Raw genomic sequence first — 12,968 nt, forward strand, 5'->3', positions numbered from 1 at the left:
TGCGGTGTGGCAGAGTTCCGCCACAGAGCACCCACCCGAGGAGGAAGCCCATGCCCCGGCCACGACAGGCGCTGCTCAGCCGGGAGCGGATCGTCGAGGCCGCCGTGGCGCTGATCGACGCCGACGGGCTGGCCGGGTTCTCCACCCGCCGGCTCGCCGCCGAACTCGGCGTCCGGGGACCGTCGCTCTACAACCACTTCGCCACGAAGGACGCGATCCTCGACGCGGTGGCGGACAGCATCACCGGCCGGGTGGACGTGTCGTACTTCGGCGCGGTCGACTGGCGGGTGGCGCTGCGCCGGTGGGGACACACCTATCGGGCGGCCCTGGCCGCCCACCCGAACATCGTGCCGCACCTGGCGCAGGGTCCCGGGCGGCGACCGGCGGCGCTGGCGATGGCCGACGCCGTCTACGGCGGGCTCGTCACGGCGGGCTGGCCACCGGCGCGGGCCACCCACATCGGCGCGCTGATGCGCTACTTCGTGACCGGCTCGGCGCTCGGCTCGTTCGCCCGGGGCTTCGTCGAGGACCCGAGCGTCTACGCCGACCAGTACCCGCACCTGAGCCAGGCGCACCGGCTCGCCGAGCACCAGCAACAGGTCGACGAGGGCGCCTTCACGCTCGGCCTGGACGCCCTGATCGAGGGCTTGTCCCACAGCTACGAACGCGCCGTCGGCCCGCTGCCACCCCTCCCGTCGACCGACGAGGCGTACTAGGGTCAAAACTTCCACTGCTAGGCGAGGTGAGGGCCGCATGGATCTCGCACGGACGGACTTCTACCTGGACGGGCGCTGGGTGCCCCCGAGCGGCGCGGAGTCGTTGGAGGTGCACGACCCGACGACCGAGGAGGTCGTCGCGACCGTCCCGGCCGGCACCGCCGAGGACGTGGACCGGGCGGTGGCCGCCGCCCGTGCGGCGTTCGGGAGCTGGTCCGCGACCGACCCGGCGGACCGGGCCGCCCACCTCGACCGACTGCACGCCGAGCTGACCGCGCGCGCCTACGACATCGCCCGCACCGTCGTGCGGGAGCTCGGCACTCCGCTCAAGGTCGCCACCCGGGTGCAGACCGGCCTGCCGCTGACCGTGCTGCGCAGCTACGTCGACCTGGCCGCCCGGCCGCCGGCACCGGAGACGGTCGGCAACTCACTGGTGGTCCGCGAGCCGGTGGGTGTGGTCGGCGCGATCACCCCGTGGAACTACCCGCTGCACCAGATCGTGGCCAAACTCGCGCCGGCGCTGGCCGTCGGGTGCACGGTGGTGCTGAAGCCGAGCGAGCTGACGCCGCTGACGGCGTACCTCCTCTTCGACGCCGTGCACGCGGCGGGCCTGCCGCCGGGCGTGGTCAACCTGGTCACCGGCACCGGTCCGGTGGTGGGCGAGGCCATCGCCGCCCACCCCGACGTGGACCTGGTCTCCTTCACCGGCTCCACCGCCACCGGTCGACGCGTCGCGCACCTCGCCGCCGACCGGATCGCCCGGGTCGCGCTGGAACTCGGCGGCAAGTCGGCCAACGTGATCCTGGACGACGCCGACCTGACCACCGCGGTCAAGGTCGGTGTCGGCAACGCCTTCCTCAACTCGGGGCAGACCTGCACCGCGTGGACGCGGATGCTGGTGCAGCGGGCCCGTTACGACGAGGCCCTCGACCTGGTGGCCAAGGCCGCCGAGGGCTACCAGGTCGGCGACCCCCTCGAACCGGCCACCCGGCTCGGTCCGCTGGTCTCGGCGCAGCAGCGGGACCGGGTCTGCGCGCACGTCGCCCGGGGCCTGGCCGACGGCGGCCGGCTGGTCGTCGGTGGGCCCGACGCCCCGGTGCCGGACCGGGGCTTCTTCGTCGCCCCGACGGTGATCGCCGACGTCGACCCAGACAGCGCCCTCGCGCAGGAGGAGGTCTTCGGGCCGGTGCTGGCGGTGATCCCGGTCGACGACGACGACCACGCCGTGGCGGTCGCCAACAACTCCCGCTACGGTCTGGCCGGCGCGGTCTGGTCCGCCGACGAGGAACGGGCGCTGCGGGTGGCCCGGCGGCTGCGGACCGGTGCCGTCGACATCAACGGGGCGCCGTTCAACCCGATGGCCCCGTTCGGCGGCTACAAGCAGTCCGGTCTCGGGCGCGAGCTGGGCAGCCACGGGCTGGCGGAGTTCTGCGAGATCAAGGCGATCCAGCGGTGAGAGGTCTGGTGGCCAGGGCCGCCGACGCACCGCTGCGGGTGGAGCCGGTCGAGCTGCCGGAGACCGGCCCCGGCCAGGTACGCGTCCGCATCCGGGCCTCCGGTGTGTGCCACTCCGACCTGTCCATGGCGGACGGCACCCTGACCGCGCCGTACCCGCTGCTGCTCGGACACGAGGCGGCCGGCGTGGTGGCGGAGGTCGGTGACGGCGTGGACCGGGTGGCCCCCGGCGACCACGTGGTGCTCAACTGGGCGCCGGCCTGCCGGTCCTGCTGGTTCTGCCGGCGCGACGAGCCCTGGCTGTGCCGGCGCAACGGGGCACCGGCCGTGGCGCGCGGACACACCGTGGACGGCCGGCCGCTGCACGTCACGCTCGGGCTGGGCGCGCTCGCCGAGCAGGTGCTGGTGCCGCAGGAGGCCGCCGTGGCAGTGCCGTCCGCGCTGCCGTTCCCGGCCGCCGCGCTGCTCGGCTGTGCGGTGCTCACCGGGGTCGGCGCGGTGCGGCGTACCGCGCGGGTGGCGGCCGGCGACTCGGTCGCGGTGGTCGGTCTCGGCGGGGTCGGCCTGTCGGCGGTGGCCGCCGCGCGTGCGGCCGGTGCGGCTGTGGTGATCGGGGTGGACGTCGCCCCCGGCAAGGCCGAGTTGGCCGCCGCCGCGGGCGCCACCGACTTCCTGCTCGCGGACGACTCGCTGGTCCGCGCGGTCCGGGGACTGACCGGCGGCCGGGGCGTCGACCACGCGGTGGAGTGCGTCGGGCGGTCCGCCACGATCCGCAGCGCCTGGCAGAGCACCCGCCGGGGTGGCCAGGTCGTCGTGGTGGGGATGGGCGGCAAGGACGACATCGTCGGCCTGAGCGCGTTGGACATCTTCCACTCCGCGCGGACGCTGCGTTCCTCGGTCTACGGCTCCTCGGACCCCGACCGGGACGTGCCCGAGCTGGCGCGGGCGGTGCTCGACGGCACGCTCGACCTGAGCTACCTGGTCACCGACCGGGCCACCCTCGACGAGGCGCCGGCGGCGTTCGCCCGGATGGCGCGGGGCGAGGGCGCCCGGACGGTGGTCGAGTTCGACTGAGCGCCTGCGGGCCGGTGGACGACGACGGTCCGTGATGACATCCCTCGAAGGAGTGCCACCACGGACCGGTCGGGTGCGTCGGGTCAGCCGGCCTGGGCCGGGCTGCTCTGCGCGGTGTTGTAGAGGCTGTCACCCTGGTAGCGGGCGGTCACCGGCTCGGTCAGCGGGCCGCTGACGTTGCCCTTGAACTCGGCGACGCCGTTGCGCACGGTCGCCGAACCGAGGCGCTTGTCGCCGGCGTAGAAGTCGACCTTGCCGGAGGGCTTGCGGTCGCTGGTGGTCACCGAGGCCACCTCGGCGGTGGCGATGACGCGGTACCGGTGCGAGTTGCCGGCCCGGATCGACTCGACGTCCAGGTCGACGGTGGTGCTCCGGAACGCGACGGTCCGCAGGTAGTCGTTGAGCATCTGCCGCCACACGTCCCAGACGTGCACACCGTCGATGTTGAACTCGGTCACCTCGACACCGGCCGCACGCCAGTTCTCGGTGCGGGCGACCGAGTCGGGCGCGATGTTGATCAGCCAGTCCTGCAGGCCGGTGCCGACGTGGATGCCGCCGGACACGGCCTTCATCCGCGCCACCTGCTCCGCGGAGGGGTTCACCGCACCGCCGGCCGCACCCCACGCGCCGTGGTAGCCGACCAGGTCGGTGTTGTCGTACAGCAGCGTGATGGCACGGGCACCACCGGCGGAGAGACCCCCGAAGGCGCGGTCCTGGGCCTGGGTGGAGACGTGGTAGTTCTTCTCCACGAACGGGATGACGTTGTTCCGCAGCTCGTCGACGTAGCCCTGGTTGCCGTCGGGCAGGCCGTTGAAGTCGGTCGAGACGATCACCATCGGCAGCGCCTTACGGTCCCGGATCGCGTTCTCCAGGATCTCGTGGGCCACGCCCTCCATGGTCCAGTCGGTGGCGTTGCCGCCGCCGCCGTGGCTGAGGTAGAGCGTCGGGTACGGGGTGGCGCGCGTAGCGTCGTAGCCGTGCGGCAGGTAGACGACCACGTCGTGCTTGCCCGCCGGGTCGGTGGACAGCGGCGAGTCGTACCAGCGCTGCTCCAGCTTGCCCGCCTTCTTGCGGTCGACCGGCGCCTGGTAGCTGTTGTCGTAGGTGGGGAAGCGCTTGCTGTTCGGCACGTAGACCCGGCTGAGCAGCGCACCCGGCGCGGTCGCGTGCGGCGTGACCTCCAGCGGGTTGGCCGGGTCCGGGTGCAGGGTGCAGCCGCTGGCCGTCGGGCTGTCACAGTCGTGGGTGAACGCGTACCGGAAGGTGCCGGAGGGCAGCGGCGTGGTGAACGTCCACACCCCGTCGCGTCCCTGCTGCATCGGCAGCGGACGCCATGGGTCGGCGAGGATGTCGCCGGGCTGCCACTGCGCGCCGGTGCGGGCGTCACCGCAGCCCACGCAGGTCACGCTCGCGGGCTGGGAGAACCACCACTCGCCGTAGATCTGGACCGACTGCACACCGGCGGGGGCCCGGTAGCGGAAGGTGACCGAGTGACCGGTGGGTGCCTGGTTGGTCTGCACGACCTTCGGTCCGAGGGCGGCGGCCGGGGCAGCGGACGCTGCGGGAGCCGCGAGGGCTCCGGAGGCGACCGTCAGGCCGGCGACGGCCGAGACGGCCAACGCGCGGCGGAGCCGGCGGGTCGGCGCGGGGTGAGGATGAGCAACGGGCATGTGTGCGTTTCCCTTCATCGGCTGGTCGACCGGTTCGTCCCGGGGATGCCGTACGGGCGACCAGTGGTGGCGTGTCGACGAGTCGGTTCTCCCCTGGTGTTCGTGGCCGGTCCGTGACGGTCCGGAGTGGACCGACGGGGACCGGACGGCGGCCAGGGCGCTCCGATCCCGGTGCGGTGCGGGGTCGCACCGGGCCCGTCGTGCGGCGCCAACTGCTGATTAACGTGATCGTCACACAAAGGTGATATCTTTGTAAACACATTGGTGACACCTTTCGCCGCCATTCCGCGCCGCACCGGACGGCCAGCGGTGCCCGGCGCGCTAGTCTCTCCGGAAGCGAGTGATCGGGGATCCTTGATGGGTGAGGCGACACGCGACGCGGCGCGGCCCGCAGCGCCCGTGCTGCACGACGCCGTGCTCGACGCGCTCGGGCTGGAGATCACCAGCGGTCGGCACGTCGCCGGAGAGGCGCTCACCCTGGAGCAGTTGCAGAACCGCTTCGGCGTCTCGCGCACCGTGATGCGGGAGGCGATGCGGATCCTGGAGTCGTTGCACCTGGTGGCCTCGCGCCGCCGGGTCGGCCTGGTGGTCCAGCCGATGCACCGGTGGCGGGTGCTCGATCCACGCGTGATCCGCTGGCGGCTCGAAGGTCCCGGCCGCGCCGCGCAGCTACGGACGCTCACCGAGCTGCGGGTGGCGGTCGAACCACTCGCCGCCGCCGGGGCCGCCCGGCACGCCACCGCCGAGGAGCGACAGCGACTCCGCGCGCTGGCCGCCCAGATGCGTCAGCTCGGCGAGGCCGGGGAGCTCGACGCGTTCCTCGCCGCCGACGTCGAGTTCCACGCACTGCTGCTCCATGCCTGCCTCAACGAGATGTTCACCGCGCTGACCGGGGTGATCGCCGAGGTGCTCGCCGGCCGGACCGAGCACGGGCTGATGCCCAAGTGCCCGCGACCGGTCGCCCTGGACCTGCACGAGCAGGTCGCCAACACGGTCGCCGCCGAGGACGCCCGGGGCGCCGAGACCGCCATGCGGGCACTCGTCGAGGAGGTACGCGACGCGATCGGCACCGCCGACGCGGACCGCCCCGACTTTCACTGAGTGAGAACGCGGCTCCCGGCCGAGGGGGTGGGCCCGGGACCATCCGACTGACCGTCGTACGTCGACAGGAGGCCCGGATGACGTTCGCACGTGACCAGTGGTACGTGGCCGCGTTCAGCAACGAGGTCGGGCGGGACCTGCTCGCCCGTACCGTGCTGGGCGAGCCGCTCGTGTTCTACCGCACCGAGTCCGGCGCGGCGGTGGCGCTCGCCGACCGGTGTGTGCACCGGCGGTACCCGCTGTCGGAGAGCCGCCTCGACGGGGACACCGTGGTCTGCGGATACCACGGCTTCACCTACGATCCGAGCGGCGCCTGCGTCTTCGTACCCGGGCAGCAGCGCATCCCCCGGACGGCGCGGGTGGCCGCGTACCCGGTGGTGGAGCAGGACACCCTGGTCTGGGTCTGGATCGGCGACCGGGACCGGGCCGACGCCTCCACCATCCCCCGGGCACCCTGGCTCGGGGACCCCCGCTACACGACGGTGCGTGGCATGGCGCCGCTGGACGCCCGGTACAGCCTGCTGGTGGACAACCTGATGGACCTGTCCCACGAGACGTACCTGCACGGCGGCTACATCGGTACGCCCGAGGTGGCGAACACGCCGATCACCACCGAGGTGGACGAGGACCGGGGCGTCGTCTACGTCAGCCGGCACATGGACGACGCGGAGTGCCCACCGTTCTATGCCCGCTCGACCGGCATCCAGGGCCGGATCACCCGCTGGCAGGACATCGAGTACCACCCGCCCTGCCTGTACGTGTTGCACAGCCGGATCGCCCCGCAGGGCGTCTACCCGCCGGCCGAGGGCGACGACGACCAGGCGTTCCACGCCGAGATCGTGTACGCCATCACCCCGTCGACCGCGCACACCACGTACGACTTCTGGGCGGTGGCGCGGGACTTCGCCGTCGACGACGAGTCGGTCAGCGAGTACCTGTACCAGAGCAACCACACCGTGGTCATGCAGGACGTCACCGCCCTGAACATCCTGGAGCGGGTGATCACAGGCGAGCCGGAGCGCTGCCAGGAACTGAGCATCAACATCGACACCGGCGGGCTGGCCGCCCGACGGCTGCTCGCCCGGATGGTCGAGTCGTCCACGGTGGAGGCGCCCCGGTGACCGCGCCGGCCGGCGGGCTCACCGGCGACCGGGTCTATCGGATCCACTGGCTGCCGGGCACCGACACGCTGCGCGGCATCTGCCACTGCGGTGCCGAGCGGATCGCCGAGGAGCCGGTGCAGTTGTGGGAGTGGCTGCTCGCCCATCCCCGGGACCACCGGCCACCGGCAGCACCCGCACCGGCACCGACGCAGCGGGTGGTGGTGCCGGCATGACCGCGACGGAGACGACGCTGGTGGTCGCCGGCCGGGAGGCGGTGGCCACCGGCGTGGTGGTGCTGACCCTGCGCCGCCCGGATGGTGGCGAGGTGCCGGGCTGGACCCCGGGCGCGCACGTCGACCTGGACCTGGGCCCCGGGCTGGTGCGCCAGTACTCGCTCTGCGGCGACCCGGCCGACCGCACCGCGCTCCAGGTGGCGGTGCACCTGGCGCCGCATGGGCGTGGCGGTTCCCGGCACGTGCACGAACGCCTGCCGCCCGGCGCGACGGTGCGGGTGGTCGGGCCGCGCAACGCCTTCCGGCTGGTCGAGGCCGACCGGTACCTCTTCGTCGCCGGGGGCATCGGCATCACGCCGATCCGGCCGATGGTCGCCGCCGCCGACGCCGCCGGTGCCGACTGGCGACTGGTGTACGGCGGACGCAGCCGCAGCTCCATGGCCTTCGCCGCCGATCTGCGGCAGGCGTACGGCGAGCGGGTGCGCCTCTGTCCGCAGGACGAGACGGGCCTGCTCGACCTGGACACGCTGATCGGTGACCCGGCCGACGCGGTCGTCTACTGCTGCGGGCCGGAGGGGCTGATCGACGCCGTGCAGCAGCGCTGCCGGACGTGGCCACCCGGTCGGCTGCACGTCGAGCGGTTCGCCCCGGCGGCCGGGGCCGGCACGGGCGAACACGCCGTGGAGGTCGACCTCGCGCTCTCCGGCCGGACGGTGCACGTACCGCCGGGCACCTCGATCCTGGCGGCGCTGGAGCAGGCCGGTACGCAGGTGCTCTCCTCCTGCCGCGAGGGCACCTGCGGCACCTGCGAGACCACCGTGCTCGACGGCACGCCGGAGCACCGCGACAGCCTGCTCACCGAGGCGGAACGGGCTGCCGGGGACACCATGCTGATCTGCGTGTCCCGGGCGCGTACCCGGCGGCTCGTGCTGGAGCTGTGACCGGTCGGCGGGGATGATGGCGGGGTGCAGGCACGGCCCGGACGCTCGGTCACCAGCAAGGTGCTGGCGCTGCTCGACGCGTTCAGCCCCGGCGAGCCGGCGCTGACCCTGAGCGAGCTGGCCCGGCGGGCCGAGCTGCCGCTGCCCACCGCGTACCGCCGGGTCGCCGAACTGGTGGCCTGGGGCGCGCTGGAACGCGGTGACGACGCGCGCTACCGGGTCGGCCTGCGCCTGTGGGAGGTCGGTTCGCTGGCGCCGCGCGGGCTGGGGCTGCGCGAGCTGGCGCTGCCGGTGCTGGAGGACCTGTACGAGGTGACCCACGAGAACGTCCAGCTCGCCGTCCGGCAGGACCTCGAACTCGTCTTCATCGAGCGGATCGCCGGACGGCACGCGGTGCCGGTGCTCACCCGGGTCGGCGGTCGCTTCGCGCTGCACGCCACCGGTGTGGGGCTGGTGCTGCTGGCGCACGCACCGGCGCAGGTGCAGGAGCGGGTCCTCGCCGCGCCGTTGGAGCGGTACACCGAGCTGACCGTCACCGATCCGGTGCGGTTGCGCCGCCAGCTCGCCGAGGTGCGCCGCGCCGGGTACGCGATCAGCGACCGGCAGGTCACCATGGACGCCCTCTCCGTCGCCGCGCCGATCGCCGGGCCGGACGGGGTGGTGGCGGCGATCTCGCTGGTGGTGGCGTACGACCGGGCCGATCCGCTGGCGCTGGCGCCGCTGGTGCAGGCGGCCGGTCGGGTGGTCTCCCGGTCGCTGGGTCGCCCGTCCGCGTCGACCCGGCCGGCGCCGTTACCCCGACGCCCCCGTGGGCAGTAGTTTGTCCGGATGCGTGTTGTCCCCTGTGCGGCCCGTCGGACCGGCCCGACCGGGTCACCCGGCGCACCGTGTTGACCGAGGGCCGGGTGTGGCAGCCGGAGCCGGCCACGCCGTCGGATCGGGCGGCGGTGGGTCGGGCCCGCGCGCAGCGGCTGCTGGTGACGCTCCTCGGTGACCACTGGCACGCCGGCCGGTCCCCGCTGCCCTCCGGTGGGCTGGTCGCGGTGCTGGCCGAGTTCGGCATCGCCCCGGCCAACGCCCGGGCGACGCTGGCCCGCCTGACCCAGCGCGGCATGCTGGAACGCACCAAGGAGGGCCGGCGGACCAGCTACCGGCTGACCGAGTCGGCGTCGCAGACCCTGCGCCGGGGTGCCCGGCGCATCTTCGCCAGCAGCGACTCAGACGACTGGGACGGGGTCTGGACGCTGCTCGCCTTCACCCTGCCGCTCGACGACGCGCACCAGCGCCGGCTGCTGCGGGCCCGGCTGCGCTGGCTGACGTTCTGGCCGTTGTACGACGCGACCTGGGTGACCCCGCACGACCGGTTCGACGAGGTACACGAGCAGCTCGGCGAGCTGGGTGTCACCGACGCGGTGGTGTTGCGGTCGCGGGACTTCGAGCTGCTGCCGAGCACCCGCGCCCGGCTGGAGGCCGCCTGGCGCATCGACGTGCTCGCCGACGGGTACCAGCGGTTCCTGGAGCGCCACCGGACGGTGGCGCGGCGGGCCGACGCCGGTGCGGTGGGCCCGTCGGCGGCGCTGGTCGCGCGGACCGAGCTGGTCAACGACTGGCGGGCACTGGTGGGCGACGATCCGGACCTGCCGGCCCGGTTCCTGCCGGCGTCCTTTCCCCGGGCACAGGCGCGGGTGATGTTCCTGCGGACCGCGACGGCGCTGGCCGAGCCGGCGCAGCAGCGCTTCGAGGAACTGGTCCGGACTCCCGAGCGGGGCTGAGCAGAGGCGACTACGCCGCCGATCTTCGCCATCCATAGATACGATGCAGAATCGTTGACGCGCGATCAGATTTCGCATTATGTTCGCCACACGTGCCTGACCAGCAGGTCCAGCCGTCCGTCTCCGGCTGAAAGGGGTCCCGTCATGCCCACCGATCGACCTCAGGAGCGCACCAGACCACGATCATGGAAGGGAGCGCTGGCCGTGGCCGCCACGGCGGCGCTGCTCGCCGGCTCCACCGCACCGGCCCTCGCCGCGCCGCCACCCCACGCCGGTCCCGCCGAGCGTGCCTTCGAGGTGACCGTCCTGTCCGGACGGGCCGACACCGTCAGCGGCGGTGACGCGCTGGTGCGCGTCGCCGTGCCGCGCACCGTACCCCCACACCACGTGAAGGTCCGGCTCGACGGCCGGGACGTCACCGACCGGTTCCGGGCCACCGACGACAAGCGCACGCTGCTCGGTCTCGTGGACGGGCTGGCGCTGGGCGCCAACGAGCTCGAGGTCCGCGCGAACGGGCAGGGCCACGGCCGCCCCCGCGCCACGCTGACCCTGCGCAACCATCCGGCCGCCGGACCGGTCATCTCCGGCCCGCACATCCCGCTGTTCTGCACCGCGTCGGGCAACCCGTGGAACCTGGGCCCGGTGGACGCGGACTGCCACGTGGCGCAACCCCGGGTCACCTACCAGTACCGCACCACCGCCGGGAGCTTCGTCGCGCTGCCGGACGGCCCGCTCCCGGCCGACGTGGCCACCACCACGACCAGCGACGGCCGCACCGTGCCGTACGTGGTCCGGGTCGAGCGCGGCACCATCAACCGCGCGGTCTACGAGATCGCCCTGCTGCACCGGCCGGGCACCGCGCCGCCGGACCCGTGGACGACCACCGACGGATGGAACGACCGGCTGGTCTACACCTTCGGCGGCGCCTGCGGCATCGGGTACACCCAGGCCACCAGCACCGGCGGGGTGATGAACCACAGCCTGCTCAGCAGGGGTTACGCGGTGGCCAGCGCGACGTTCAACGTCTTCGCCAACAACTGCAACGACGTCACCTCCGCCGAGACCGCGATGATGGTCAAGGAACACTTCGTCGAGTCGTACGGCGTACCGCTGTTCACCATGGGCTGGGGCGGCTCGGCCGGCACCATGCAGCAGTTGCTGATCGCCAACGCGTACCCGGGGATCCTGGACGGGGTCATCGGCCAGATCGGCTACCCGGACGAGCGCTCGGTGACCCTCACCGGGCACGAGTGCCGGTTCATCTCCCAGGCGGCCCCGGCGGCCGGGCTCTCCACCGCCCAGCGGACCGCGGTGACCGGCTTCGCCAGCCCGAACACCTGCGGCGGCTACCAGAACTTCGACAGCGTCGACTGGCCCGCCAGCTGCCCGAGCCACGTTCCCGCCGGGCTGCGCTACCACCCGGTGACCAACCCGGACGGCATCCGCTGCGCGATGGCGGACTTCATCTCCAACGTGTACGGCGTCGACCCGACCACCGGCGCCGGGCGGCCGATCGTCCCGGACACCGTCGGCGTGCAGTACGGGCTGCGCACCCTGGACGCCGGGGTGATCAGCCCGGAGCAGTTCGTCCGGCTCAACGAGGGCATCGGTGGTCTGGACGTCGAGGGCACCCGCACCCCGCACCGCACCTCGGCGAACGTCGACGCGATCGAGGTGGCGTACGCGACCGGACGCGTCAACCAGTTCGACGGTGGTCTGCGGTGGACGCCGATCATCGAGACCCGTGGTTACACCGACCCGAGCGGTGACTTCCACGACCGCTTCCGCTCCTGGACCATGCGGGAGCGACTGCTCGCGGCCAACGGTCACGCGGACAACCACATCAGTGTCACAGGCGCGTCCGGGGCGCCCGCGTCGACGAGTCAGACGCAGGCACTGGTGGACATGGACGCCTGGTTGACCGCCCGGACGGCGTTGGCGGCGAGCCGACCCCATCTGGACGAGACGGCACTGACCCGGCTGTCCCGGCCGGCCGGGCTGGCGGACCACTGCGTCGCGGCGGACGGGGAGCGGATCGTGGAGACGTTGACCCTCGACCCGGCGGCCCGGTGCAACCAGCTCTTCCCGTTCCACCGCAACCCGCGCGTGGAGGCGGGCGGGCCGACCACTTCCGCCGTGCTCAAGTGCCGGCTTGCGCCGCTGGACCGGGCGGCGTACGGCGTCGACTTCACCGACGAGCAGTGGCAGCGGTTGCGGGCGGTCTTCCCGGACGGGGTCTGTGACTGGTCCCGGCCCGGCGTCGGTCAGGTCCCGTTGACCGGCACCTGGATCCGCTTCTGAGCGCACCGGTGTCGGGCGGTGTCATCCCCCGCCGCCCGGCACCGGCTCGCTCCGGCACCGCTCGGTCCGCCACCGGTTCAGTCCGGAAAGGCCAGCAGGCGCAGCAGTTGCGCCAGCCGGGCGTGGTCCTCGGGGGTGACCGCGGCCAGCAGGCCCAGCTCCACGGCGTGCGCGGAGGACTGGGCGCGGGCGAACAGCTCGCGCCCCTCGTCGGTGGCGACCAGGACGTTGGCGCGCCGGTCGGCGGGGTCGGTGCGGCGCTCGACCAGACCGCGTCTCTCCAGGTCGTCGATGAGCGCCACCACCTGGCTCGGGTCCAGCCGGAGGAACTCGGCCAGCTCCCGCTGGGTGGGCCGGGTGTCGTCGGCGGCCAGCGCGAGCACCGAGTACGAGCGGGCCTTCAGTCCGTGCTCGGCCAGGGCGGCGTTGGCCGCGGCGAGGGTGAGCGCGTTGGCGCGCACCAGCAGGAAGCTCAGATCCCGGCCGAGCACGCTGTCCCGCAGGCCGTCGGCCGGTCGGGCTCTCTCGGGAGGGGGCACGGCGACGATGATAGCAAGCCTTACCAATAATTGACTTTTTCAACGGTCCATGTTCCGATCGAC

The 12,968-nt window shown here is 73.2% G+C and carries 12 protein-coding genes; 10 read left to right on the forward strand and 2 right to left on the reverse strand.

The features are described from left to right. Positions 1-50 precede the first annotated feature (50 nt). From ABZ738_RS15745 to ABZ738_RS15755, 3 genes are read left to right on the forward strand one after another with little or no spacing between them, the layout of a single operon-like run. A complete protein-coding gene (locus tag ABZ738_RS15745) occupies positions 51-716 on the forward strand; it encodes a TetR/AcrR family transcriptional regulator C-terminal domain-containing protein (RefSeq protein WP_131052770.1) in 666 nt (221 codons plus the stop codon). A gap of 37 nt (positions 717-753) precedes the next feature. Further along, positions 754-2,172 (forward strand): aldehyde dehydrogenase family protein, encoded by a 1,419-nt coding sequence (locus ABZ738_RS15750; RefSeq protein WP_357213770.1) that lies wholly within the window; start codon positions 754-756, stop codon positions 2,170-2,172. Then, on the forward strand, positions 2,169-3,245 hold the full coding sequence (locus tag ABZ738_RS15755) for a zinc-binding dehydrogenase (protein ID WP_357213773.1): 1,077 nt from the start codon (positions 2,169-2,171) through the stop codon (positions 3,243-3,245). Before ABZ738_RS15750 ends, ABZ738_RS15755 begins: the two co-directional genes overlap by 4 nt. A gap of 83 nt (positions 3,246-3,328) precedes the next feature. On the opposite strand, the gene ABZ738_RS15760 is transcribed toward ABZ738_RS15755, so the two are convergent. Further along, entirely contained in the window at positions 3,329-4,915 is a 1,587-nt protein-coding gene (locus ABZ738_RS15760; protein ID WP_357213776.1) for an alpha/beta hydrolase-fold protein, read from the reverse strand. A 357-nt stretch (positions 4,916-5,272) separates the two neighbouring features. On the opposite strand from ABZ738_RS15760, the gene ABZ738_RS15765 reads away from it, so the two are divergent. The 7 genes from ABZ738_RS15765 to ABZ738_RS15795 all read left to right on the forward strand — a co-directional run bounded on the left by ABZ738_RS15765 (position 5,273) and on the right by ABZ738_RS15795 (position 12,366). After that, positions 5,273-6,016 carry an FCD domain-containing protein gene (locus ABZ738_RS15765; RefSeq protein ID WP_357213779.1) on the forward strand — a complete coding sequence of 248 codons (744 nt, stop codon included), beginning with the start codon at positions 5,273-5,275 and terminating at the stop codon, positions 6,014-6,016. A 77-nt stretch (positions 6,017-6,093) separates the two neighbouring features. Beyond that, the gene (locus ABZ738_RS15770) at positions 6,094-7,137 is read left to right on the forward strand and encodes an aromatic ring-hydroxylating dioxygenase subunit alpha (protein ID WP_357213782.1); all 1,044 of its coding nucleotides are present in this window, start codon (positions 6,094-6,096) and stop codon (positions 7,135-7,137) included. Next, positions 7,134-7,352, forward strand: coding sequence for a hypothetical protein (locus tag ABZ738_RS15775; protein WP_131052764.1), 219 nt, complete (start codon positions 7,134-7,136; stop codon positions 7,350-7,352). The genes ABZ738_RS15770 and ABZ738_RS15775 overlap by 4 nt, the downstream gene beginning before the upstream one ends. Continuing rightward, complete coding sequence (locus tag ABZ738_RS15780; protein ID WP_357213785.1) at positions 7,349-8,293, forward strand: PDR/VanB family oxidoreductase; 945 nt, start codon at positions 7,349-7,351, stop codon at positions 8,291-8,293. The genes ABZ738_RS15775 and ABZ738_RS15780 overlap by 4 nt, the downstream gene beginning before the upstream one ends. Positions 8,294-8,317: 24 nt before the next feature. Then, on the forward strand, positions 8,318-9,112 hold the full coding sequence (locus ABZ738_RS15785) for an IclR family transcriptional regulator (RefSeq protein ID WP_176094036.1): 795 nt from the start codon (positions 8,318-8,320) through the stop codon (positions 9,110-9,112). A gap of 68 nt (positions 9,113-9,180) precedes the next feature. Then, the gene (locus tag ABZ738_RS15790; protein ID WP_161594941.1) at positions 9,181-10,065 is read left to right on the forward strand and encodes a PaaX family transcriptional regulator C-terminal domain-containing protein; all 885 of its coding nucleotides are present in this window, start codon (positions 9,181-9,183) and stop codon (positions 10,063-10,065) included. A gap of 204 nt (positions 10,066-10,269) precedes the next feature. Further along, the gene (locus ABZ738_RS15795; protein ID WP_357213788.1) at positions 10,270-12,366 is read left to right on the forward strand and encodes a DUF6351 family protein; all 2,097 of its coding nucleotides are present in this window, start codon (positions 10,270-10,272) and stop codon (positions 12,364-12,366) included. A gap of 77 nt (positions 12,367-12,443) precedes the next feature. Here the strand turns inward: ABZ738_RS15795 and ABZ738_RS15800 are convergent, their stop codons facing one another. Continuing rightward, positions 12,444-12,905: a MarR family transcriptional regulator gene (locus tag ABZ738_RS15800; RefSeq protein WP_131052760.1), complete on the reverse strand. Its 462-nt coding sequence runs from the start codon at positions 12,903-12,905 to the stop codon at positions 12,444-12,446. Between the last annotated feature and the right edge of the window lie 63 nt (positions 12,906-12,968).

The sequence above is a fragment of the Micromonospora sp. NPDC047793 genome, from assembly GCF_040642635.1.
Lineage (GTDB): Bacteria > Actinomycetota > Actinomycetes > Mycobacteriales > Micromonosporaceae > Micromonospora.